This is a genomic window from Pseudomonas sp. IT-P395, assembly GCF_949767675.1.
Classification (GTDB): domain Bacteria; phylum Pseudomonadota; class Gammaproteobacteria; order Pseudomonadales; family Pseudomonadaceae; genus Aquipseudomonas.
Genome location: NZ_CATKPW010000002.1, coordinates 47,413 through 69,442 on the forward strand (window position 1 = coordinate 47,413; position 22,030 = coordinate 69,442).

Consider the following 22,030-nt stretch of genomic DNA (forward strand, 5'->3'; position numbering starts at 1 on the left):
GTGACGGCTACTGATTCAGGCCTTCGTAATGCACCAGAATCGCGTTGGCCAGATCTTCATCGCTGGCGTTGAGGCCAGGATTGTCCTGGCGAGCCTGCTGCAGTACCGATTCAAGATAAACCCCACGAATGGCCCCGCCACTGGCGACAAATGCAGACAAGTCGTCACGGGCCGGAATCACCATTTTGTGATCCTTGAAGGTCGAGTACAGCGACGCGGAGACACCGGCCGAGGTGGCGACATCGCCCGCATCAACACGGGCCAACGCCGAACCGACAGGCAGGCATAAGAGTAAGGAAGAAATGAGCACTAACTTGCGCATGACGGTGTTCCTCCACAAGCGCGAAGCAAAAAGGGAAGGATTACATAATGTGAGAGGGGCGCACGCGGCGGGAGTTCCGTGGCGCAGCAAAGTCTGCGTTATTGCAAAATAGACGCGGGCAACGCCATGGCGGGTTGCCCGACGTTCAAGCTGCGGTGAGTCAGATCACCCCGCAGGCCATGCGATCGCCGCCACCGCCCAGCGGTTTCGGCATGTCCGCGTGGTTGTCTCCCCCGGCGTGGATCATCAGCGCGTGGCCCTTGATCTCGGAGATGTTTTTCAGGCGCGGCGCCAATACCGGGTAGTTGGCGATGCCGTCAGCGCTCACGTAAACCGCTGGCAGATCACCCAAATGACCGTCAGCGTAAGGGCCGAGATGCTTGCCGGTTTTTTGCGGATCGAAGTGTCCGCCCGCGGCCAGTGCGGCGCCTTTCACGCCGTCCTTCATGCCGGCTTCACAGCTACCGTTTTCATGCACGTGGAAACCGTGAACGCCGGCCGGCAAGGATTTCAGATCGGGCGTGAACAACAGGCCATACGCCGTCTCACTGATAGTGACCGAGCCGATCGCTTGCGGCGCGCCGTCGGCGCTGACCAGATTGATGGTGACTTTTTCCGTCGCCGCTTGTGCGGTACTGATGGCGAAGGAGCCGAGCAAACCCAACCACAATGCGCGTTTCATAGCGTTTCCTTTTGCTGCATGAGAATTCAGAACGACGGACTCAATAGCCTGCCGGCATTAACCGGTGATGAAGGCGTTGGCCGTGCGCGTTGAAAAGTGAGACTTGCCGCGCAATCCGAAAGTTTTGCTGCCTTTGGCCAGCATGCCGACACCTGCCGACACGCTCTGGCGCGGCAGACCTGCGCAAATAGGCTTAACTGAAGGCTGACAAGCGCTTACGGGCGTAACGAGAGAGGAAAAGCCGGTGTCGATCAAACTGCGTTTAGTGTTGCTGATTGTGACAAGTCTGCTGACGGCGTTGATCGTGAGTCTGGTCAGTTACGTCGGCAACCAGCGGATGGCCTCGGCGGTGAGCGATAACGCGGTCAGCATGAGCGCGCTGCGCAACCACATGGAAGCCGACATGATGCACGACGCCCTGCGCGCCGATGTCTACTCGGCGATGCTGGTGGGGTTGGGCAAGAGCACCAGCACGGCAAGCGAGGTGCGCGATTCGATCAACGAGCATGCCGGGCATTTTCGTGAGGTGCTCGAGGAGAATCTCAAGCTGCCGATCAACCCGACATTGCGCACGGCGCTGGAGCAGATCAAACCGAGCCTCGATACCTACATCAACGCGGGCGAACGGATTGTCGGGTTGGCGCTGGACAATCCTGATGCCGCTCAACAGGAACTGGGCACCTTCAACACGGCGTTTGGCCAGTTGGAAGAGCAAATGGCCGCGTTGAGCGAGTTGATCGAATCCAATACGCGGCAGACTAGCGCAGCTACCGAATCAGCCATTCGCAGCGCCAATGTCGCGCTCGGCGTGGTGTTGCTCGCCAGTCTCGTGCTGCTGTTGATTCAGGGGCGCTGGGTGATTCTGAGCATCATGGGGCCGTTGAAGACCGCCAGTCGCATCGCCGAGAGCATCGCCCACGGCAACCTCAGCGAGCCGATCGCCGAGCCGTCCGGCAAGGACGAAGCCAGTGTTCTGATTCGCACGCTGGCAACCATGCAGCGCGATTTGCGCAACATGATCGATGTGGTGCGGCGCAATGCTCATGGCGTCAGTGGCATGAGCGAACAACTCAGCCAGGGCTGCCATCAGGTCGCCGACAGCAGCCAGCAACAAAGCGTCGCCGCCGGCACCATGGCCGCAGCGGCCAGCCAGATGACCGCGAGCATCGAGGAAATCACCCGCCATGCCGAACGGGCCCTGAGCATGGCTAATCAAGCCGAAACCCTTGCGAAGGAGGGTGGCGGGGTCATTCATCAAGTGGTCAGCGATATGGACGATATCGCCCGATCAGCGCAGCAGTCGGCCCAGGTGATTCGTACGCTGGATCAGGAATCCGAAGCCATTTTCAACATCATTCAGGTGATCAAGAGCATCGCCGATCAGACCAACCTGCTGGCGCTCAATGCCGCCATTGAAGCGGCCCGCGCCGGCGAGCAGGGCCGGGGCTTTGCGGTGGTCGCGGACGAGGTGCGCAGTCTGGCGGCACGCACCAGCGCCTCGACCCAGGAAATCGCCGCGATGGTTGCACGCATTCAACACAGCACCCGCGAGGCGGTCAGCAGCATGGAGGCGGGGGTCGCGCAGGTCGACAAGGGCATGGCGGTGACGGCGGATGTCGAGCGGGCGATACGTGAAATTCTCGATGCTACGCTGAGCACGACGCAACTGGTCAACGATATCACCCGCACGATTGGCGAGCAGAGCCAAGCCAGCAACGAGATCGCCCATCAGGTGGAAATGATTGCCGGAATGTCCGAAGGCAATAGCCGGGTGATCGGGCAAACGGCGAATACCACCGATGAGTTGTCGAGCCTGGCGGGGCAGTTGGCGCAGTCGGTGGATCGGTTTCGGTTGTGATAGCGATTGGAACAATTGCACTTGTGGTGTCTGAATTGGCCTCATCGCTGGCAAGCCAGCTCCCACAATGGGCGGTGGTGTAAACACAATTGCATTTACGACATCGAACCCTGTGGGAGCGGGCTTGCCCGCGATGAGGCCAGCCCGGTCAATATTCATTCAGGCTAGATAGCTCCCCTCAAAACTTGAACGCCTGCCGCCCCACCAGCAACCACTTGCCATGCTGCTTCTGCCAGATCTGAAAATTCTCGATCTCCGTCGGCACCACCTCGGTCCCCTTCAACGCCTGAGCAGAAAAGTGGTGGCGCACCAGCGCGGTATCGCCGGACAGGGTAATGGTCTGATTCTGCATTTCCAGGGTCTTGAACGCGCTCTTGCCGGTTTCGATGTCGGCGATGAACTCTTTCTTGTCCTGAATCTTGCCGCTGGAATGACCGTAGGTCAGGTTGGGCGCGGTGAGGGCGTTCAGTTCGGCGATGTCCTTGTGCAGCATCGCCTGGGTCAGATGGTCTACCGCTTGGGCGACGTCTTTTTCTGCCGGGGCAGGGGCGGCCATGGCGTAACCGTTGAAGGCACAGAGAAAACCGATCAGCAGTCGGGTTTTGGTCATGAACGTATTTCCTTGTTGTTATGGAGGGATGACTGATTCGTCAGTCATCGTACAACCTAGCAGATTATTTTCAGATAAGGCACTGCTTCAACGCGATGATCGTCGGGGTCATGTTCAGCCTTCGTCGGCCGATAGTGTCCTGAGCGGAAAAAGACTCTCAAGTCGGGAACAGACGCGCGGGTTTGCCCTGACGTGATATTCTTCGCGCCAACTTGGTTTGACCTTATTCAGTTTGCTTGCCTTCGGGCGGGCCGACGGAATCCCTGTCGCTCAAGTAGCTGAGCCAATAATGATAAGAAGTCAGTTCAGAAGGGACATTAACTGAGGTCGATGCAGCATGTCGGCCTTGTGTGCCCACCCGTCAAAATTGAAGTGTGCCGGAATCTGCGACGCTAGCCTGAGCGTCATCAAAGCGGATCGCATACTGATAACAGCGGCGGGCGGAAGGCGTTTTATCATAGGTGCAACAGATGTTTAAAAAAGTGAACACAGCCCTGCTGGGTCTGGCTTTGGCGATGGGGATGACATCCGCCAATGCTGACGAAGCAAAGAAAGTCGACGTCCTGCTGATCGGCGGCGGCATCATGAGCACCACCCTCGGTGTGTGGATCAATGAGCTGGAGCCAAGCTGGTCGATGGAAATGGTCGAGCGCCTCGACGGCGTCGCCCTCGAAAGCTCCAACGGCTGGAACAACGCCGGTACCGGTCACTCGGCGCTCGCCGAGCTGAACTACACCCCGGAAGACGACAAAGGCAACGTGACGATCCCGAAAGCCGTCGAGATCAACGAAGCGTTCCAGGTCTCCCGTCAGTTCTGGGCCTGGCAGGTTCAGCAAGGCGTTCTGAAGAACCCTCGCTCGTTCATCAACACCACTCCGCACATGAGCTTCGTGTGGGGCGATGACAACATCAAGTTCCTGAAAAAGCGCTACGAAGCCCTGCAAGCGAGCCCGCTGTTCGCCGGCATGCAGTACTCCGAAGACCCGGCTGTGATCAAGAAGTGGGTCCCGCTGATGATGGAAGGGCGTGACCCGAACCAGAAAATCGCGGCCACCTGGAGCCCGCTGGGTACCGACATGAACTTCGGCGAAATCACCCGCCAGTTCGCCACGTACCTGCAGACCAAGCCTAACTTCGATCTGAAACTGTCGAGCGAAGTCCAGGACATCACCAAGAATGCCGATGGCACTTGGCGCGTCAGCTACAAAAACCTGAAAGACGGCACTAAAACCGAAACCGACGCCAAGTTCGTCTTCATCGGCGCGGGCGGCGGTGCACTGCACCTGCTGCAGAAGTCGGGCATTCCTGAAGCCAAGGAATACGCTGGCTTCCCGGTAGGCGGCTCGTTCCTGGTGACCGATAACCCGGCCATCGCTGAACAGCACCTGGCCAAGGCCTACGGTAAAGCGTCGGTTGGCGCCCCACCGATGTCCGTTCCGCACCTGGACACCCGTGTCCTGGACGGCAAGCGCGTTATCCTGTTTGGCCCATTCGCGACCTTCAGCACCAAGTTCCTGAAAGAAGGCTCGTACCTGGACCTGCTGACCAGCACCACCACCCACAACATCTGGCCTATGACCAAGGTCGGCATCAAGGAATACCCGCTGGTCGAGTACCTTGCTGGCCAACTGATGCTGTCGGATGAAGACCGTCTGAACGCGCTGAAGGAATACTTCCCGAACGCCAAAGCCGAAGACTGGCGCCTGTGGCAAGCCGGCCAACGCGTGCAAATCATCAAGCGTGATGAGGCCGCTGGCGGCGTGCTGAAACTGGGCACCGAAATCGTTGCTGCACAAGACGGCTCCATCGCCGGCCTGCTGGGCGCATCGCCAGGCGCGTCGACCGCTGCACCGATCATGCTGAGCGTGCTGCAGAAAGTCTTCAAAGACAAAGTGGCTACCCCTGAGTGGCAAGCCAAGCTGCACCAGATCGTGCCAAGCTACGGCACTCAGCTGAACAGCGATCCAGCCAAAGTGGCTGCGGAGTGGGCTTACACCGCCAAAATCCTCGAACTGCCGACGCCTCCGGTGATTGGTCAGGTTGCTGCTCCTGCTGCACCTGCCGCTGGAAAAGCGGAAGCACCGAAGGAAAACGCTGCACGTGACATGGCGCTGTAACTAAACGCCTGACACACAAAGCCCACTGAACCGGCGACGGTCAGTGGGTTTTTTTATGGCAAATAGTTTTGTAGGAGCTGTCGAGTGAAACGAAGCTGCGATCTTTTGATCTTGATCTTGCTTTTGAAAGATCAAGATCAAAAGATCGCAGCCTGAGGCAGCTCCTACAGGGCTTTGGCGGACGCCAGATAAGCACCGAGCCGCCGGCCCATCTCTTCGCCCAAGGCTTGTAGACCGCTGAGCGGCCGCACCATCACCTCAAACTCGACAATTTTGCCGTTCTCGTCAAAGCGAATCATGTCGATACCTTTCAGCTCCTTCGAACCCACCTTGGCGCTGAACTCCAGAATCACATTCAAGCCATCGGCAGTCGCCAGTTCGCGGTGGTAGGTGAAGTCTTCAAACACTTCAAACACGGTATTGAGGATCATCGACACCACCGGCGCACCCGGGTAAGGCGTGTGGGCCATCGGCGAGCGGAACACGGCTTGTGGGTCGAGCAGGCCGGGCAGGGCGCTGAGGTTGCCGGTGCGGATCATTTCGTGCCATTTGCCTAGCGATGCGGCGACGTTGGGTTGCAGATTCAGGTCGGTCATGTTCACTCCAGGTTTTTCTTGTTGTTGTCGCGACGGCAATGACTCTAGATCAACCACGCCAAAATTGAACCCTTGTGCCGCGATCTGAATGTCGGCCCATGGCCCATGCGTATCTGATCCGTATTTTTTCGCTGGATCTGCCTCTGTTACCGGCTCAGTCAGCGGCTCAAAATAGCCCCACGGTTCGGCACTCGCGGCAGTCCTTCATTTCGAAGCGCCCAGTGCACCGCAAGCTCAGCATTGAGGAGAGCAACATGAACAAGATGGCGATTTTTCTGGGTGGCTTTCTGACACTGACCATTCTGATCGGCCTGCTCGCAACGATTTCTCCGGTCTGAGGCGACCCTGTTCCAGTGACGTCCACGGATGTGTCGCGCAAAGCATGTTTAAATGCCGCGCCCCCACACCTGTAAATGGACTTCAGTCATGGCCGAACACCGCATTCGCGCGCTCGCACTTTGCGTTTTTCATCACAACGGCAAAATTCTGGTTAACGAATTTCGTGACCCGGTGAGCGAGCAAACCTGCTTTCGGCCCGTCGGCGGCGGTATCGAGTTCGGCGAGACGAGCGCCGAAACCATTGTGCGCGAAGTGCAGGAGGAGTTGGGGCTGTCCATGACGGACATGCGTCTGCTCGGCACACTCGAAAGTCTTTTCGTTTACAACGGCAAACCGGGACACGAAATTGTCCAGGTATACGACGCGACGTTTGTCGATCAGGGCGTATACGACCACGCACAGATCGATGGCCATGAAAGCGACGGCGCGCCCTTCACCGCGCGCTGGCATGACAGCTCAAGCTTCAGCGAGCAGGCGCCCTTGGTGCCAAAAGGCTTGCAGGAGCTGCTGAGGAGCACCGGATTGCTCGGCTGAGCTCAGCTGGGGGATACGAATTCCGGTGCAATCGATTCACCGACTTCGCGCGTACTCGACGAGATCTTTCGGGTAAACCCAGTGATCGACATGGCGATCATCCAAGCCATACAGAAAGACAATCGCCGCAGCTTCGAATGCCCAGTAGCCGACGTAGTTGCCGTCGTCGCCCTGTAAGTGCGTATCGTGCCAAGGCGCTTGTTCGAAAGCTGGATACCAAGTCTGGCAATACTCCTTGAGCAGCAGGGACGCCTCTTCGCGGGTGTCGGCATAGATTGCCTGTACGAGAGGGGTGTAGACGTCGTGATACCACTGATCAACGTCTTGCCGATCAGGCAGGACTTTTTTCAGCAGATCTTCATAGAGCGTGTCGTCACCGGCGTAACCAGCGTCGTCCAGAAGTTTAACGAATCGTATGAGCAGGTCCTTGCGGTCGAGCAGAATGCACAGGCTGATCACTTGAACGGCTTCTTCGTATTCATCTGGCCAATCATCAATGGCGAGTGGTGAGATTTGCGGTACATCTTCGTAGGCGGCCAGCCTCTGCTGGCGCAGTTCATACTGATCGAGCAAGTCTTCAAGTAACGGGAGGAGAGCTTCGATAGGCTCGCCAACGGTATAAGTTGCAAGCAACTTATCAAGCGCCAGTCTCTGAAAGAATGCCGCGCGCAGGCTGGCTTCTTCGTCGTCAGAATCTGATTGGAAGCGATTGGTCTTGAAGAACTCCACGACAGCATCATGTTCCCCGAGAAAGTGTGCGTAGTGGCGTCTGCTGAAAAAGGATTGGCGTTCGCTCGCTCTTATTCCTGCACTCACGCTTCACCTGACCAATACCAAAGCGTATCGCCCCAATTCGAGCCACTGAACCGAGGCATTATTTCCCCCAAGTCGAAGTAACGTCGGGAGTTTGCCTGTGCGGGGCTGAACCAATAACCCGCGGCGCTACAAGGCTGACCGGCCTCTATTCGTGCTGGAGTTTTCGAATGCGCATCGTCTTGGTCGAATCGCGCGTACCAGCGCTCGGTACTGTCTTGTTCGAAGCAGTTACCGTAGGGTGAATAAGTGTGCAGTTGATCGGGTTTTGGATTACGAAGCTGTTTCAATACGCGGTTCACCGCTACATAGGTTACGGGCAGAGGTTCATGGATAGCGCCCAGTTCGGGTAAAGCGCCGGCGCGAATGATCAGTCCGCCCTGATAATCCAGCATCTCGACGTCGCCACGTCCGCTTAAGGCGTGGCGTAATCCGTCTTTACCTCCCAGTTGCTCGGTAAATCGAGTGCCTACAATGGTGTACCAGTTGACACCTTTGATGTGATCAAGCAGTTCTCGTTTGAAGTTGTGCACCATTGAGTCAACTTCCAGACCGACATATTGCTGCGCCAGTTGAAATTCCATGGGCATGTAACGATCGAAGTCGTAGGGCAGTATGCTCGAGAGTCCGCCGTAGCCATGTTCGGCTTCAACCTGATCGCACAAGTAAACCAGCCATTCTTCAAAGCGCGCGACGCCATCGGGCTCTTTCAGGAAACTCCAGGGCAATGTCATCTTCAGGTATGAGCGTTTTTGATCGCCATGCACCTCGAACGAGTTCAGTGCGGACAGGCTGTACGCAGCAGCTTCGTTCGCCGTTGCGGCGCTGCTGATGTGCCATTCGTATTGTTCGTTTGGCCCTGACTCGCGGATTTTTTCCTGGGTTTTGCTGAATCCGGAATCTGTCAGCTTCTTGTAGCGGTCGTCGAACTGTCCCTTCAGATGCTGGCCGAACTCTTCCTTGAATCGGGTGAAACATTGCATGACATTGCGCTTGCTTTGCAGCGAGTAGCCTTCCTTGAAGTAGAGGGTTGCGATCAGCCCGAGTCGTACAACGGGGGTGTTATCGGGTAGCTCAAACGTCAGGTCTGGAGCTTGTTCGCTCAGTTTTTCCAATGTATTCATAAAGCTCTCTTTTATCAGGCTGTCGCCGCAGCAGTGATAGCAGCGCCGCCCAAAATGGTGGCTAGCACGGCCCATGAAAGCTGAGCCAGTCGAACGATAACCAAAATTGCTGCGACGATAGCAGCAGGCACACCGGCAGCAACCAGTGCCGCTCCAATAGCAAAAGCCACCACAACGGTGGCAACGACTGTTCCTACGTCAATCAATACTTGCATCCAGTCGATTTCCTTGAGCTTTTCCAAGGTCAGGTCGGTGAAATGCTGAATTTCCTTCCACGCAGCCCTGAGTTGCTCATCCGTCCAGCGAACGATCTTCGCACCTGTTTCACTGACCCATTCCCAGGCTTTTTGAGACTCACGTCTAATCCATTGACCCTTGATTCCGAGCCACGTAGCGGCGTCTTCGAGGTGTTGTTGCATTTCTTGCGATAGCCTTCGAATGCCCTGAGCACCTTGCTCCAAGAGCCCTTCAACGGCCTCTTGAAGTTGCGTCCAGCTTTCGACCCGCGCCGGTCTGGGTGTCGCTGTTGGGCCGTACGCGGGAACAGGGACCGGAGCGGGTCTTGGGGCTTGCCCCGGGCCTCCGGTCGGGGGCAGCAAAACAGGCCATTGCTGTGGGTTGAACTCACCAGTAGGCTTATGTTGTCTGTTGTATTCGCGGTCGCGTTCACGCTCGCCGTCATCTCGACAATCATTGATTTCGAGTACAGAAAAACGGTTTGGGCCACCTGCTATATCTAGATAAGCCTCTCGCTGTGCCATACCGAGGACGTCCCCGGGAAACTTCACTTCCACTAGCCTTTCCAGATTATCCGGGTGCGCAACACCTTGATGATCTGTTCCAGCTTGTCCCGGCCAACGCAAGCTGCGTGTCTTGACGATGATAACGTCGGGACGCCGTAATAATCCTTTGACTGAACCTTTAGGGAATGGAAAGAGTGAATGGCGCCGCGTGGGGTCTGGCTTCACGTCGTCGCCCAGCCATGAGGAACTCAGGAATGGTTTGGGGGGGAGGGACGACATGTCGAAGCAGACTTCAGCTTTGTAATCCCATTTGAATTCCCAGCGGTATTCATCTGCCCGAATCAATCCACTCATTACCAGCTGTTTAAGCTCCATGCCGGTGAAGTCGCCATCTTTGGCTTTTTTTATCGTTAATCTGGGAAACCGCGATGCGTAATTGGCTTTTTCCATCAGATACGGTTTGTTATCAGGATTGGGCAGCGGTGCTTGTTTGACCGTACCTTCGATACTGGTGTTCGTGCAGCCTTGTGGCGTTTGAGGTGGTTGCATGACCGGCATGATTCAGCCCTCCGAGTTGGCGTTTTTGAAGTCCAGGGTCATTTCCTTGGGTGCGCTTTCCCCTGCCCTGATCAACGGCTCTTCAGGCTCGGGTTTGCGAACAGGTGTCAGCAGTTCAACCTCTGCCGGGCTGCTGCTGTGTGCCTGAAAGGTTTTTCCTTCTTCGTTGGTATAACCAGCAATTCGGGTGCCATCAGCGAGCTTCAACGTATAGGGGGTACCCACCAGAGGTTCACCGGTTTTCTCATCCAGCAACAGGTAGCGCGCCTTGTGACTGCGCGGCGCGCTGTCAGGCAATTGGCCGAATTTATCGGTGTCAACTGCGCCGGGAATCAACGGCACCAGAATCCCGATCCCGGTGCCCACGCCGGGCGAGCCGCCGGTATTGATCTTCACCTCAGCCCCGCTAATGGTCACACCACCGGCATCCACCTTCACAAAACTCCCGCCAGCCTTGGCCGTGAGTTCCATTGCGCCTTCGACCACCACTTTCTGGCCGGCGTAGTAATGGATTTCTGACCCGGCCTCAACAAACTGCGCAGTCCCTACCTTCAGATGCTGCGTCACACCCACCGTCAGGTGATCATCCGCACGCATCTCGCTGATGCGATCCAGATGCGTAATCCGGTGCTCTTCAACCTTGAACTCACTCAGCGTGTTGGCTTCGACGGTGTCGTGCCGTTCATTGCCGACGCGGATCTTCTGGTCGTGCTCAATGTTCTCATCCCAATCGCGTTGAGCATGGATGTAGATCTGCTCGGCGCCTTTCTTGTCTTCGATGCGGAACTCGTTGTAGCCCTTGCCGCCCGGTGAACTCAGGGTTTTGAAGGTGCTGCGGGTCTTGTTGGCCGGCAGGTCGTAGGGGACGACGGTTTCCTTGTGGTACAGGCAACCGGTGACCAGTGGCTGGTCGGGATCGCCTTCGAGGAAGGTGACGAGGACTTCCATGCCGATGCGCGGGATGGCGATGCCGCCGTACGCCGCGCCGGCCCAGCCGCTGGCGACGCGCATCCAGCAGGTGGTTTTGTCGTCGCCCTGGCCGTCGCGGTCCCAGTGGAATTGCACTTTGATGCGGCCGTATTGGTCGCAGTGAATTTCTTCGCCTGCCGGGCCGGTGACGACGGCGGTCTGGCTGCCGAGGACTTTTGGTTTCGGGTGTTCGAGGGCAGGGCGGTAGTTCGCGTCCCATGGGGTGGCGAGGAAGCTGTTGCGGTAGCCCTGGTGAAAATCGCTTTTGTGGTCGGTGACGTCGCTGCTGACGTTTTCGCCGAGGACTTGCGGTTGTTTGCCTTCGTGGAAGACTTCCAGCAGCAGCCAGAGGTCGTTCCATTCGGCGCGCGGGTGTTCGGCCAGCGTGAGGAAGTGGCCGCTGGTGAGGGTCGGCTCGTCACCTTTGCCTTCGGCGAGTTTGTAGTCGCTGCGATGGCGTTCGAGGGCGCGGGTGGAGAGGAACTTGCCGCGCTCTCGAGTAGTGAAGCGGCCGGGGTAGTCGTAGTCCTCGAGGTCCGGGGCGAACTCGGTTTTGACCGCGCCTTCGGGGAGGATCTGCGGTTTTTCGAAGTCGTAGTCGCGGCGGCTGACGCGGGTGGTGCGGGTTTCCAGACGCAGGTTGAAACGCTTGATCACCGGTTTGTCGGCGGCCATGCCGGAGTCTTGCTGGTAGCTCACCGGTTTCAGCTTGCGGAACACGGTCTGGTCGTCGCCGAACACCAGTTTGTGGCCGCTGCTGCTGTGCTGGAAGTGGAAGTGAATGCCTTCTTCTTCGCACAGGCGCTGGATGAAATGTAGATCGGATTCGTCGTACTGCACGCAGTACTCGCGCTGCGGGTATTCGGCGCCGAGCTGGAAACTGTAGGCGTCGGCGAGGATGCCGCGATCTTCCAGGACCTGAGCGATGATCTTCGGCACGGTCAGTTGCTGGAAGATCTGCTGATCGTGGTTGTGCCGCAGGTAGGCCAGTTGTGGCACCAGGCTGAGGCTGTAACTGGTCAGGGTTTTGCCGGAGTCGCCTTGCTCGATGCGGTAGACCAGACCGTGGATCTTGCCTTCGCCGGTCGGGCCGAAGGTCAGGACGCCGGGCTTGTGCAACAGCTCTTCGAGTTTGAGGTCGGGGCGGGCGCTGACGAGTTCGAGGTCGAAACGGAACGGTTGGTTGAGGGCTTCGCGACCGGTGAAGCTGAGGACTTGCAGGTCGGCGTTGGCGCCTTCGACAGTGAAGGTAATGTGGCTAGCGTTTGCATCCAGCATGCTCGACTCCATCCATTGGAAAAGCTGTGCCGATGTTGCAACAACTGAAACAGCCGATCAAGCGCCCAAACGCGCCATAATCAGCGATCAGACTCAGCTCACGATTCAGCCATCGAGGGACGGACGAGCCATGGATTCGCTGATCAACGCCGCCGGCCGCGCGCTGTCTGCTGGTGACCCGCTAGGCGCGTTGAACTACGTCGCTCTGCGTGAGGACCCGCCGGCGCTGGCGCTGCGCGCTGCGCGCAATTGCCATGGCTCAGCTCGGTGATCTGTCCCGCGCCAAGGCGTTGTTGCAAAGGGCGATAAAGGCGTTCGGCAGCAATGAGCCGCTGTCACGGGCGCGTTGTGTGGTCGCCGAGGCCGAGGCCGAGGTGGCGCTGGCAGCGCGGATCGCTTTTATTGCGGTGGCGGTGACAGTGGACGGGTGAGAGCGGTGCGTCGGCCTCAATGATCAAGGCATCTTTGCTGGCCCCTTCGCGAGCAGGCTCGCTCCCACAGTGATTGCGGGTGAACACAAGCTTTGTGAGTTACCCAAAACCCTCTGGGAGCGAGCCTGCTCGCGAAAGCGCAGTGTCAGGCACCGCTGTTTCGTCGACGTTCAATACCCTCCGGGCCGCCGATGTCCAGCAGCCTTCTTTCCACCAAGACATTCTCCAGGGCCTGACGCTCGACTGGCGCCATTTGGTGCTCACGTTTTTTCAACTCCAGCAGAATCGGGTTGGACCAGGTGCGGTAGGTCTGTTCGATGGTGCGACGCGACGTCATCAGTCTCTCCTTGATCAAGAGCCCGGTGTTGCGGGCAGGGGCTCAATCCGATGAGGTATTAACGTTAGTCGACAAAGCAGGAAGTCGCGAATGCACCGTCATCCCCAGTAGGAGTGAGCCTGCTCGCGATAGCGGTGTGACAGTCAATATAAAAGTCAAATGACACACCGCTATCGTGTGCAGGCTCACTCCAACAAAGGGATTTGTGCCGTTGCGAACATTTATGCTCGGCACGATCACGGGCCGCCGCGGTCGTACTCTTCACATGGGCGTATCACTTGTGGAGATCCAATGAGCCAGGAAGTCCTGACCACCGAAACCAACCGCCGCCAGTTGCAGCAGATCATCGCCGGGCTGTCCGACGGGGTGATTTTGCTGGAGCTGGATCAGAGCATTCTTTGGGCCAACGAAGCCGCGCTGGCCATGCACGGTGTCAAGCGGATCACCGATCTGGGCCACAATGCCGACGAATACGCCAAGAAGTTCAACCTGCGCTACCGCAATAATCATTCGATCACCGCCGAAAACTACCCGATCAGCCGGGTGGCGCGCTGTGAGAGTTTCAATGACGTGCTGATTGAAGTGTCGCCGACCGACGACCCGGAACGTATTTGGGTGCACAGCGTGCGCAGCATGATTCTCACGGACCGCGAAGGGCAGCCCGAGTCGCTGGTGCTGATCATGAGCGACGTCACCGATTGGGCCAACGCCGAGCAGCGCTTCGAAAGGACGTTCAACGCCAACCCGGCGCCGGCGGTGATCTGTCGGCTCAGTGATTTGCGTTACATCAAGGTCAATCCGGGGTTTCTGGAAATGACCGGGTACACCCGTGAACAGGTGATTGGCACTTCCTCTTATGAAATCGACATTTTCGAGCAGGCCGAACACCGGGATCTGGCGATTCAGCGCCTGCGCGACGTTGCGACCATCCCGCAGATGCAGGCTGAACTGCGCCTGCCTGACGGCGGCAGCAAGCAAGTGATCGTCGCCGGGCAGCCGCTGACGCTCAACGATGAGGATTGCATGTTGTTTTCCTTCGTCGACATGGAGATGCGGCACAAGGCCGAGGTGGCGTTGCGTCAGAGTGAGGAACGTTTTGCCAAGGCGTTTCGCCTGACACCGGTGCCGATCCTGATTTGCAGTGCCGACGAGCAGCAGGTGATCGACGTCAATCAGGCGTTCCTTGAGGCCTTGGCCTTCGACAGCGAGGACGTGCTCGGTAAAACCGTGACGCAGTTGGATTTCATCGATGACAGTGGTGCACGCACGCAGTTGCTGGCGGCGCTGGCGAAAAACGGTCGGGTGGATCGGGTCGATGTGCGGGTGCGCAAGAAGGATGCGGACCTGCTCGAATGTGCGCTATCCGCCGATACCGTGAATATTCAGGACACGCCGTGTTATTTGCTGGTGCTGATGGACATCACCGAGCGCAAGCGCACCGAGCTTGAGTTGGTGGCGGCGATTGAGGAGGTGATGAAGGACGCTTCCTGGTTCAGCCGCACGTTGATCGAGAAACTGGCCAATGTGAAGAAGGTCAACTCGCCGCAACTGCCCAGCGTTTCGTTCACTGATCTGACGGCGCGTGAGCGTGATGTGCTGGGGTTGATCTGTGAAGGGCTGGCGGACAAGGAGATCGCGGCGCGGCTGAAACTCGCTCCGAATACGGTGCGAAATCATGTGGCGACGGTGTATTCCAAGCTTGATGTGCACAGCCGCAGTGAGGCGATTGTCTGGGCGCGGGAGCGTGGGCTGTTTGCCGGCGAATCGAGCGCCAAGGGTCAACGATAGGGTGCAAATGCACTAGTTGGCCTGGTGCAAATTGAGGTGTTGGCGGGTGAGGTCTGTTCTTAGTCTGGTGGGGTGCGATACGAGGTTTTTTGGCTCGGGATCGCGGCCCTTCGCAGTCGTTATAGGAACAGTCTGATGATGAATCTTGCGCAGTTGCGCACGCAGCTTGAACGCAGTTTTTCGCCGCTGGCGTGTGAGTGTCTGGTGGACGGCGATCATTCGCTGACGGTGAAGCTTTATCACCCGGTGTCGGGGCAGGTGGATCTGGTGATCAGTGGGCTGAAACTTAATGCGCTGCGGACGCCTGAGTCGGTTGATGCTTTGATTGAAGAATTGCGGTATGAGCTTGAGAGCAATTCTTTGCGTTCGTTTCGGGATCCGGATTTGGCTTAGCGCCGCCCTTTGGTTCTTGGCGGCCTTTGGGCCGACCATGCTGTTGGGGGGTGGGGGTAGATCCGTTGCTGCGGGTGTTGCCGCTGGCGGTTTCGCCCTTACGGCGAGTCCCTTTGGCAAACGCCCCAAAGGAACCAAAGGTCTGCGCCCTGACGTTCGGCCCGCTCGCTGGGGCTCGGGGTTCCTTCGCTCCGGGATCGATCCGGGGGCATCGTCTACGGTTTGCTTCGCTGCACCTCCTCTCGATGTGTTCGACTTCGTCGAACGGTCGCTGCGCTCCCACCCCCGGATCAATCCCTCCACTCAGCCTGCCGACGGGCTCCCAGGTCAAGATCAAAAGCCGCAGCCGAGCTAACGCTCATCCTGTTGAGTGGCTAGGAGCAGAAGCGGTGTGTGGGTTGCGCTGTTTGCTTCTGCTTCTGCTTCTGCCTCTGCTTTTCTGTGGGAGCGAGCCTGCTTGCGAAGGGGCCTTGTCTGGCAATGTGCGTTTCACTCTGCTAACTCGCTCAAACCTCGACGCAAAATCGACAGCCATTACCACCCAATCGGGCCAATTCACTGGCGCTTGCAGGGCGCTCGGCTATAAAGAATGAGTGGTCAGGTCTTCCGTGGTCGGTTGGGTCGCGGAAGTTGCTCTTCCATTCATCGCGGGTCGTCCTATGAACAATCTTGGGAAACGCGTGTTGCCGTTGGCTTTTTTTGCCGTTTTGCTGGCGGGTTGTGCCAGTCCTCCACCCCCTCCACCGGTTGCGCCACCTCCGCCACCGGAACGTACTTGCCAGGTGCTCGAAAATACTGAAGTCGCCGGTGACGTGTACGCCGACGGGCAGGTTACTCGACACATCACCACTACCCGTTGTGTCACGCAGTAGCGCCGGCGGGGCGCAAGTCTCGGGTTGAGCGGGTTGTGCTGGTCGCCGTCCTGGACGGTACGGCGGTGGTGGCCGTGGAAGGCGCCATTGCGGCGATGCACAGTCAGCCCGACTTGTTTGGGGTGATGGTGATTGCGTTTATCGTCGGCCTCGGCGGCGGGGGTGGCGCTGGTTGCCGTTGCGTGCAGGCTGGGCGTTTCACCGGTCGCGGCGGCGTTGCTGGCGGGGGCGGTGTGTCTGGCTCTGCGTTTGCTGTCGGTGCATTACGGCTGGCAATTGCCGAAAGTCATTGCCTGATGCACAACCCTTGCAGGAGTGAGCCTGCTCGCGATAGCGGTGTGTCAGTCAACATTTATGTATCTGACACACCGCTATCGCGAGCAGGCTCACTCCTACAGGGGGTTAATCATTTACCCGGGATCAGGACAGGAAACCACCGTCCACATTCAGCGCAACGCCGGTGGTGTAGCTCGACGCATCGCTGGCCAGGTACAACACCGCACCGGCCATTTCACTCGGATCCGCCACGCGCTTGAGCGGGATCTGCGTGAGTGCCTGCTTGAGGATCGCATCGTTTTTCACCAGTGCCGAGGCGAACTTGGTGTCGGTCAGGCCCGGCAGCAGGGCGTTGCAGCGGATGCCGAACTGCGCGCATTCCTTGGCAAAGACTTTGGTCATGTTGATCACCGCCGCCTTGGTCACCGAGTAGATGCCCTGGAAGATCCCCGGTGAAATGCCGTTAATCGACGCGACGTTGATGATGCTGCCGCCACCGTTTTCGCGCATCAGTTTGCCGGCTTCGACGGACATGAAGAAGTAGCCACGAATGTTCACATCGACAGTCTTCTGGAACGCGCCCAAGTCAGTGTCCAGCACGTTGCAGAACTGCGGGTTGGTCGCGGCATTGTTGACCAGAATATCGAGGCGGCCGAACTGTTCCTTGATCCCGGCAAACACTTGGGCAATCTGCTCCATTTCACCGATGTGGCAGGCCACAGCGGTGGCTTTGCCGCCAGCAGCGATGATCGCATCGGCCACGTGTTGGCAGCCGTCGAGTTTGCGGCTCGAGACAATCACGTGGGCGCCTTGCTGGGCGAGCAGTTTGGCGATGGCTTCACCGATGCCGCGGCTGGCGCCGGAGACGAAAGCGATCTTGCCGTCGAGGTCGAACAACTGAGTCTTGGACATAAGGGTTCCTGGGTGTGGGCCGTCAGAGGCTCGATTTCGCAATGACCTGCAAGCTCATCTGCTCCAGCAGTTTGTTCATGTGAATGAACTGCGCGAAGCGTTTGTCCTGGGTCTGGCCGTGGTAGAAGCGGTAGTAGATCTGCTGCACGATGCCGGCCAGGCGAAACAGGCCGTAGGTGTAGTAGAAGTCGAAATTGTCGATCTGGATGCCCGAACGTTCGGCGTAGTAATCGACGAATTCACGGCGGGTGAGCATGCCCGGTGCGTGGCTCGGCTGGCGGCGCATCAGTTGCACCGGCGCCGGATCGTCCGCCTGAATCCAATAGGCGAGGGTGTTGCCCAGGTCCATCAGCGGGTCGCCGAGGGTAGTCAGTTCCCAATCCAGCACACCGATGATCTGCATCGGATTTTGCGGGTCGAGAATGACGTTGTCGAAGCGATAGTCGTTGTGGACGATGCTTGAGGTTGGGTGGTCAGCCGGCATCTTGTCGTTGAGCCAGGCTTTGACCTTTTCCCAGTGTGGCGCGTCGGGCGTCAGGGCCTTTTCGTAGCGTTCGCTCCAGCCTTTGATCTGGCGGGCAACGTAGCCTTCCGGCTTGCCCAGATCACCGAGGCCACAGGCGTTGTAGTCGACGCGGTGCAGTTCGACGAAGCGGTCGATGAAGCTTTTGCACAAGGCTTCGGTTTTCGCTGAGTCGAGGCCCAGTTCCGGCGGCAGCTCCGAGCGCAGGATGATGCCGTTGACCCGTTCCATCACATAGAACTCGGCGCCGATCACCGATTCGTCGGTGCAGTGCACGTAGGCTTTCGGGCAATACGGAAAACCGTCGCGCAATTGATTGAGGATACGGAATTCGCGGCCCATGTCGTGGGCAGACTTGGCTTTGTGGCCAAACGGCGGGCGGCGCAGGACGAATTCCTGTTCCGGGTATTCCAGCAGGTAGGTCAGGTTCGAGGCACCGCCGGGGAACTGGCTGATCGCAGGCAAGCCGCTCAGGCCCGGAATGTGCGCCTTAAGGTACGGATCAATCAGGCTGGCATCGAGTTCTTCGCCAGAGCGGATACGGGTGGACTGGTCAGTAAGCGCCATGCTTATCCCTTCTGCTTATTTTGGAGGCCAGACATCATTGGCTAATCTAATGGTGCGCTCGGGCAGTCACAAGCGCAGGTCGGTCTTATAGGTTAGCGTGTTGCCGGATAATCACCTTTGAGAATGTGCGCGACGGGCCGCAGCAGACTAAGGTTTAGCGGGTATGCCATGGGCAAAAAGGAGCTTTGAAATGGGCTGTCCGCAAGTCTGTGCCACGGCCACTTTGCAATGCAGCTTCGGCGCCGCGCCGTCGATGCTCAACGTGTTGCCGGTGAATCGCACGCTGACCGGCGGGATGCCGGCGGCGAACATCATGGATCACATCCCGCTGGTGAATATCCTGCCGTTCGGGGTGTGCATGAGCATGGCCAATCCGATGGTCGCCGCTGCAACTGCGGCCGCCCTGGGGGTGTTGACGCCGATGCCGTGTATTCCGGCGACGGCCACACCGTGGATTCCCGGCGGGGCGCCGACGTTGTTGCTGGGCGGGATGCCGGCGATCGATGCCAACTCAACGTTGATGTGTAACTGGGCGGGGGTGATCAAGATTGTGGTGCCAGGGCAGATGCAGATGCTTATTCCCTGAGTTTTTTACTTGGCGTGAAATCCAAACCCCTCACCCCAGCCCTCTCCCAGGGGGAGAGGGAGCCGATTGGGGGGGATTGATTAGCTCCGCCGACGTGAAAGTCTAGCTGTGAATCCATAATCGACTCGGTCTTACAGGTCGATGTATGAAGCAAGACAGCTCGGTCGGTCCCCTCTCCCTCTGGGAGAGGGCTAGGGTGAGGGGCTCTTCCGGGTTTTCAGGTCTGCTGCGGATCCGCCCACTGCCGATACCACCAGCGCACCCGCGAAATCGGCTTGCCATCCGCACCCAAAGGCCGCCCGTCCTCGGCAAATCCTTGTTCCGGCTCCAGCAACTGGCCATTCACATAGCGCGCCTCCACCGCCGGTTTGCCATTGGGGTGAAAGCGCTGATAGCGCCCCTCACGCACACCATCGCGATAAAACTCAGCCTCCGCCACTTGTCCGTCGGCAAAGTAATTGAACGCCTCGCCATGCAACAAGCCGCGGCGATACGTCGCTTTACGTTGCAGAAAACCCTCGGGCGCATAAAAACTGGCAACGCCCTGCAACTTGCCGCGTACAAACGGCATCTGTGCAGAGACCTTACCGTTGGTGTGATACAGCAGTGAGGTGCCGTGCAATTCACCCTGGTTGTAATTCAGATCCGCCTGTTTGCGCCCGTCATCCTTGATGTTCAACGGGCCATCGAGTTGACCGTCCTGCAAACGCCCCTTGAGCTGCTTGTCATCCTGCTGCAGATCCAGCGGTGTGATCGCCATGGTTTCTCCTTGTCAGTTGACCTGCACCAGACCGCCCTTGATGGTCAGCATGCCGCCGCCGTCCACGGTCTGTGAGGCTGCGCCCTTGTTGGTCAGACTGATCCCGGCGTCGTTGGTCAACGTCGTCCCGGCCTTGTTGTCCAGTGAAGTACCGGCCTGATTGGTCAAGGCAGTGCCGGCCTTGTGCGTGATCGAGGTGCTGGCCGAGGTTGCCAGATCGGCGCCGCTCTTGATCGTGAAGCTGCCGCCACTTTGCAGGGTCAGGGTGCCGCTGACTTTAATCGTCAGGTTGCCATCCACGGTCAGGCTGTAATCACCGCTGACCTTGTCGGTGTAGTTGCCGCCGGTGCTGTGGTTCTGATCAGCGCCGACCTTCACCGTGCGGCTGTCCTTTACATCGAGGCTGTCGCTGCCGGTCTGAATCGTGACGCTGCGTTTGCCTTTTTCCAGCGTCACCGTCTCGTCGCCGTCCTTCACTGTGCGGGTGCGCGCGTTCTGCACGGTGAGGGTTTCGTCGTGGCCGACGGTGGCAGTGGTGTCATTGAGGACGTTGATGTTGAAATCCTTCTGCGCCTGCAAGAACACTTCTTCAGCGTCCTTTTTGTCTTCGAAGCGCAGCTCGTTGAAACCGCCGCCACCCTTGGATGACTGGGTTTTGATCCCCGATTGTGTTTGATTGGCCGGCAAGGCATAGGGCAGGGCGTTGTCGCCGTTGTACACGCAACCGGTGACCAGTGGCCGGTCCGGATCACCGTCGATAAACGTGACGATGACTTCCTGGCCGATGCGCGGAATGAACTGCATGCCGAAACCCTTGCCACTCCACGGCAACACCACGCGCACCCAGCAGGAGCTGGTTTCATCGTTCTTGCCATCGCGATCCCAGGGGAACTGCAACTTGATCCGGCCGTATTCGTCGGTCCAGATTTCCTCACCGGATTTACCGACGACGATTGCAGTCTGCGGATGCATGCGCGGCTTTGGCGTCACACGTTGCGGACGAAACGGCGTGGCTTTGGGGATGGCTTCGAAGCGGTTGCGATAACTGTCGTGGCTGGCGTCATGGGTGACCCGCGTGACGACCCAATCGATGTTCAGACTGGCATCGTCGTGCCCTTCGAGGGTGAACCAGTGCCCCGGAATCAGCCAACGGCAGTCGCTTTCGCCGACAAAACGTTTCTCCTCGCTGCGCAAGCCGTCAACCCGTTGCTTGGTCAGCGCATCACCGCGCGCCTTGGCGTTGTAGCCGCCCGGGTGCTCGTAGATCGAAAGCGGCCCGGCCACGGCTTCGGCCTGGCCGTAGAGCGAAGTGGTTGGCGTGGTGAATTCGTAATCCGTTGCCCGGTACACCCCGGACACAGCTTGCAGGCACACCTGCCCGGAGCGAATGCCGTGCAACTCACGCTCACCCAGACCTTGCCCAAAATACTTGACCTTCGGCCCGTTGGGGATTTGCACGAAGGCATCGTTGCTGTCGCCGAGCACCAGCGTGTGCTTGCCTTCGTCATGGGTGAAGAACCAGAAGATGCCTTCCTCTTCCAGTAGCCGCGAAACAAAAGCGAAATCGCTTTCGCCGTACTGCACGCAGTATTCACGGGGCGTGTAGCTGCCGGTCAGCGAGAGTTTGAAATCGGTGAAGCCATGGGCCTTGAAAATCGTCGTGACGATGTCCGACGTGGCGAGGTTCTGAAACACGCGGTTGTTGCTCGCGAGGGTCAGCCACCACAGCCACGGTCTGAGCAGGATCTTATAGCGCTCGGCTGTGGCATCGGCGGGCAGTTGGCGGATCTCGGCTACCAGTGCGTCGAACTCGCGCATCTGCGCATCGTTGTGCAGAGTGGTGGTGACGTGGGTAGCGATAGCGCTGGTCAGCGTAAGAGAAGTGCCGTCGTTGAGACCGTTGAGGGTTTGTGAACCCAATATGTTCAGGGCTTCGTCACCTGAAAACGACTCAGGGAACAGCGCCGACAGCGAAGTGGCGGTGAGTGAAATCGTAGTGCTGCTGTCGGTGGCGCGAGGCATGAATTGGCCTTTGGTGAGCT

The 22,030-nt window shown here is 58.3% G+C and carries 21 protein-coding genes and 2 pseudogenes; 10 read left to right on the forward strand and 13 right to left on the reverse strand.

Features of this window, described 5'->3' with window-relative positions:
- Nucleotides 1-7: 7 nt before the first annotated feature.
- Nucleotides 8-322: a DUF2388 domain-containing protein gene (locus ACM6IN_RS01380; protein WP_007919602.1), complete on the reverse strand. Its 315-nt coding sequence runs from the start codon at nt 320-322 to the stop codon at nt 8-10.
- A gap of 160 nt (nt 323-482) precedes the next feature.
- A complete protein-coding gene (gene sodC, locus ACM6IN_RS01385; RefSeq protein ID WP_123374893.1) occupies nt 483-1,004 on the reverse strand; it encodes a superoxide dismutase family protein in 522 nt (173 codons plus the stop codon).
- Nucleotides 1,005-1,248: 244 nt separating this feature from the next.
- On the opposite strand from sodC, the pseudogene ACM6IN_RS01390 reads away from it, so the two are divergent.
- Nucleotides 1,249-2,004: pseudogene (locus tag ACM6IN_RS01390) on the forward strand (MCP four helix bundle domain-containing protein); the annotation flags it as partial.
- 132 nt (nt 2,005-2,136) lie between these two features.
- Nucleotides 2,137-2,862, forward strand: coding sequence for a methyl-accepting chemotaxis protein (locus ACM6IN_RS01395; RefSeq protein ID WP_371748306.1), 726 nt, complete (start codon nt 2,137-2,139; stop codon nt 2,860-2,862).
- 178 nt (nt 2,863-3,040) lie between these two features.
- Here ACM6IN_RS01395 and ACM6IN_RS01400 read toward each other — a convergent pair whose 3' ends face one another.
- Complete coding sequence (locus ACM6IN_RS01400) at nt 3,041-3,472, reverse strand: nuclear transport factor 2 family protein (RefSeq protein ID WP_007919605.1); 432 nt, start codon at nt 3,470-3,472, stop codon at nt 3,041-3,043.
- Between the two features lie 470 nt (nt 3,473-3,942).
- Between ACM6IN_RS01400 and mqo the strand changes: the two genes are divergently transcribed.
- The gene (gene mqo / locus ACM6IN_RS01405; RefSeq protein WP_007919606.1) at nt 3,943-5,589 is read left to right on the forward strand and encodes a malate dehydrogenase (quinone); all 1,647 of its coding nucleotides are present in this window, start codon (nt 3,943-3,945) and stop codon (nt 5,587-5,589) included.
- 164 nt (nt 5,590-5,753) lie between these two features.
- Here the strand turns inward: mqo and ACM6IN_RS01410 are convergent, their stop codons facing one another.
- On the reverse strand, nt 5,754-6,185 hold the full coding sequence (locus tag ACM6IN_RS01410; protein WP_007919607.1) for a nuclear transport factor 2 family protein: 432 nt from the start codon (nt 6,183-6,185) through the stop codon (nt 5,754-5,756).
- A gap of 98 nt (nt 6,186-6,283) precedes the next feature.
- On the opposite strand from ACM6IN_RS01410, the gene ACM6IN_RS01415 reads away from it, so the two are divergent.
- Nucleotides 6,284-6,523 carry a hypothetical protein gene (locus ACM6IN_RS01415; protein WP_007919609.1) on the forward strand — a complete coding sequence of 80 codons (240 nt, stop codon included), beginning with the start codon at nt 6,284-6,286 and terminating at the stop codon, nt 6,521-6,523.
- Between the two features lie 88 nt (nt 6,524-6,611).
- A complete protein-coding gene (locus ACM6IN_RS01420) occupies nt 6,612-7,058 on the forward strand; it encodes an NUDIX hydrolase (RefSeq protein ID WP_414915263.1) in 447 nt (148 codons plus the stop codon).
- Between the two features lie 36 nt (nt 7,059-7,094).
- On the opposite strand, the gene ACM6IN_RS01425 is transcribed toward ACM6IN_RS01420, so the two are convergent.
- Genes ACM6IN_RS01425 through tssI (ACM6IN_RS01440) form a run of 4 tightly spaced genes read right to left on the reverse strand, consistent with a single transcriptional unit; the run spans nt 7,095 to nt 12,543 of the window.
- Nucleotides 7,095-7,874, reverse strand: a complete 780-nt coding sequence (locus ACM6IN_RS01425; protein WP_007919612.1) for a PoNe immunity protein domain-containing protein — start codon at nt 7,872-7,874, stop codon at nt 7,095-7,097.
- Nucleotides 7,871-8,995 (reverse strand): DUF3396 domain-containing protein, encoded by a 1,125-nt coding sequence (locus ACM6IN_RS01430; RefSeq protein ID WP_150752206.1) that lies wholly within the window; start codon nt 8,993-8,995, stop codon nt 7,871-7,873. The genes ACM6IN_RS01425 and ACM6IN_RS01430 overlap by 4 nt, the downstream gene beginning before the upstream one ends.
- A 14-nt stretch (nt 8,996-9,009) precedes the next feature.
- Nucleotides 9,010-10,296, reverse strand: a complete 1,287-nt coding sequence (locus ACM6IN_RS01435; RefSeq protein WP_007919616.1) for a VRR-NUC domain-containing protein — start codon at nt 10,294-10,296, stop codon at nt 9,010-9,012.
- A 3-nt stretch (nt 10,297-10,299) separates the two neighbouring features.
- Nucleotides 10,300-12,543 (reverse strand): type VI secretion system tip protein TssI/VgrG, encoded by a 2,244-nt coding sequence (gene tssI, locus ACM6IN_RS01440; protein ID WP_414915264.1) that lies wholly within the window; start codon nt 12,541-12,543, stop codon nt 10,300-10,302.
- Nucleotides 12,544-12,673: 130 nt separating this feature from the next.
- Between tssI (ACM6IN_RS01440) and ACM6IN_RS01445 the strand changes: the two are divergent.
- Nucleotides 12,674-12,935 (forward strand): annotated as a pseudogene (locus tag ACM6IN_RS01445) (helix-turn-helix domain-containing protein); the annotation flags it as partial.
- Between the two features lie 184 nt (nt 12,936-13,119).
- On the opposite strand, the gene ACM6IN_RS01450 reads toward ACM6IN_RS01445, so the two are convergent.
- Nucleotides 13,120-13,311 (reverse strand): hypothetical protein, encoded by a 192-nt coding sequence (locus tag ACM6IN_RS01450; protein ID WP_007919624.1) that lies wholly within the window; start codon nt 13,309-13,311, stop codon nt 13,120-13,122.
- Nucleotides 13,312-13,602: 291 nt separating this feature from the next.
- Between ACM6IN_RS01450 and ACM6IN_RS01455 the strand changes: the two genes are divergently transcribed.
- The 3 genes from ACM6IN_RS01455 (at nt 13,603) to ACM6IN_RS01465 (ending at nt 16,661) form a co-directional block, all read left to right on the forward strand.
- Nucleotides 13,603-15,099 (forward strand): helix-turn-helix transcriptional regulator, encoded by a 1,497-nt coding sequence (locus tag ACM6IN_RS01455; protein WP_095111564.1) that lies wholly within the window; start codon nt 13,603-13,605, stop codon nt 15,097-15,099.
- A 135-nt stretch (nt 15,100-15,234) separates the two neighbouring features.
- Complete coding sequence (locus tag ACM6IN_RS01460) at nt 15,235-15,492, forward strand: DUF1652 domain-containing protein (protein ID WP_007919628.1); 258 nt, start codon at nt 15,235-15,237, stop codon at nt 15,490-15,492.
- A gap of 1,004 nt (nt 15,493-16,496) precedes the next feature.
- Nucleotides 16,497-16,661, forward strand: coding sequence for a hypothetical protein (locus ACM6IN_RS01465; RefSeq protein WP_414894169.1), 165 nt, complete (start codon nt 16,497-16,499; stop codon nt 16,659-16,661).
- A 123-nt stretch (nt 16,662-16,784) separates the two neighbouring features.
- Here the strand turns inward: ACM6IN_RS01465 and ACM6IN_RS01470 are convergent, their stop codons facing one another.
- Nucleotides 16,785-17,552: an SDR family oxidoreductase gene (locus tag ACM6IN_RS01470; protein ID WP_007911074.1), complete on the reverse strand. Its 768-nt coding sequence runs from the start codon at nt 17,550-17,552 to the stop codon at nt 16,785-16,787.
- 22 nt (nt 17,553-17,574) lie between these two features.
- A complete protein-coding gene (locus ACM6IN_RS01475) occupies nt 17,575-18,642 on the reverse strand; it encodes a phosphotransferase family protein (RefSeq protein ID WP_007911073.1) in 1,068 nt (355 codons plus the stop codon).
- Between the two features lie 190 nt (nt 18,643-18,832).
- On the opposite strand from ACM6IN_RS01475, the gene ACM6IN_RS01480 reads away from it, so the two are divergent.
- The gene (locus ACM6IN_RS01480) at nt 18,833-19,228 is read left to right on the forward strand and encodes a DUF4280 domain-containing protein (RefSeq protein ID WP_007911072.1); all 396 of its coding nucleotides are present in this window, start codon (nt 18,833-18,835) and stop codon (nt 19,226-19,228) included.
- Between the two features lie 217 nt (nt 19,229-19,445).
- Here ACM6IN_RS01480 and ACM6IN_RS01485 read toward each other — a convergent pair whose 3' ends face one another.
- Nucleotides 19,446-19,988 carry a toxin-antitoxin system YwqK family antitoxin gene (locus ACM6IN_RS01485; protein ID WP_007911071.1) on the reverse strand — a complete coding sequence of 181 codons (543 nt, stop codon included), beginning with the start codon at nt 19,986-19,988 and terminating at the stop codon, nt 19,446-19,448.
- Between the two features lie 12 nt (nt 19,989-20,000).
- The gene (gene tssI / locus ACM6IN_RS01490; protein WP_414915265.1) at nt 20,001-22,010 is read right to left on the reverse strand and encodes a type VI secretion system tip protein TssI/VgrG; all 2,010 of its coding nucleotides are present in this window, start codon (nt 22,008-22,010) and stop codon (nt 20,001-20,003) included.
- Nucleotides 22,011-22,030: the final 20 nt, after the last annotated feature.

Bases quoted from the DNA above. Each gene is read 5' to 3' on its own strand.
- ACM6IN_RS01400 (WP_007919605.1), bottom strand. From the start codon at position 3,472: ATGACCAAAACCCGACTGCTGATCGGTTTTCTCTGTGCCTTCAACGGT.
- ACM6IN_RS01395 (WP_371748306.1), top strand. From the start codon at position 2,137: ATGGCCGCAGCGGCCAGCCAGATGACCGCGAGCATCGAGGAAATCACC.
- sodC (WP_123374893.1), bottom strand. From the start codon at position 1,004: ATGAAACGCGCATTGTGGTTGGGTTTGCTCGGCTCCTTCGCCATCAGT.
- ACM6IN_RS01380 (WP_007919602.1), bottom strand. From the start codon at position 322: ATGCGCAAGTTAGTGCTCATTTCTTCCTTACTCTTATGCCTGCCTGTC.
- tssI (WP_414915265.1), bottom strand. From the start codon at position 22,010: ATGCCTCGCGCCACCGACAGCAGCACTACGATTTCACTCACCGCCACT.
- ACM6IN_RS01480 (WP_007911072.1), top strand. From the start codon at position 18,833: ATGGGCTGTCCGCAAGTCTGTGCCACGGCCACTTTGCAATGCAGCTTC.
- ACM6IN_RS01485 (WP_007911071.1), bottom strand. From the start codon at position 19,988: ATGGCGATCACACCGCTGGATCTGCAGCAGGATGACAAGCAGCTCAAG.
- ACM6IN_RS01435 (WP_007919616.1), bottom strand. From the start codon at position 10,296: ATGCCGGTCATGCAACCACCTCAAACGCCACAAGGCTGCACGAACACC.
- ACM6IN_RS01455 (WP_095111564.1), top strand. From the start codon at position 13,603: ATGAGCCAGGAAGTCCTGACCACCGAAACCAACCGCCGCCAGTTGCAG.
- ACM6IN_RS01410 (WP_007919607.1), bottom strand. From the start codon at position 6,185: ATGACCGACCTGAATCTGCAACCCAACGTCGCCGCATCGCTAGGCAAA.
- ACM6IN_RS01450 (WP_007919624.1), bottom strand. From the start codon at position 13,311: ATGACGTCGCGTCGCACCATCGAACAGACCTACCGCACCTGGTCCAAC.
- ACM6IN_RS01460 (WP_007919628.1), top strand. From the start codon at position 15,235: ATGATGAATCTTGCGCAGTTGCGCACGCAGCTTGAACGCAGTTTTTCG.
- ACM6IN_RS01420 (WP_414915263.1), top strand. From the start codon at position 6,612: ATGGCCGAACACCGCATTCGCGCGCTCGCACTTTGCGTTTTTCATCAC.
- ACM6IN_RS01415 (WP_007919609.1), top strand. From the start codon at position 6,284: ATGGCCCATGCGTATCTGATCCGTATTTTTTCGCTGGATCTGCCTCTG.
- ACM6IN_RS01475 (WP_007911073.1), bottom strand. From the start codon at position 18,642: ATGGCGCTTACTGACCAGTCCACCCGTATCCGCTCTGGCGAAGAACTC.
- mqo (WP_007919606.1), top strand. From the start codon at position 3,943: ATGTTTAAAAAAGTGAACACAGCCCTGCTGGGTCTGGCTTTGGCGATG.
- ACM6IN_RS01470 (WP_007911074.1), bottom strand. From the start codon at position 17,552: ATGTCCAAGACTCAGTTGTTCGACCTCGACGGCAAGATCGCTTTCGTC.
- tssI (WP_414915264.1), bottom strand. From the start codon at position 12,543: ATGCTGGATGCAAACGCTAGCCACATTACCTTCACTGTCGAAGGCGCC.
- ACM6IN_RS01430 (WP_150752206.1), bottom strand. From the start codon at position 8,995: ATGAATACATTGGAAAAACTGAGCGAACAAGCTCCAGACCTGACGTTT.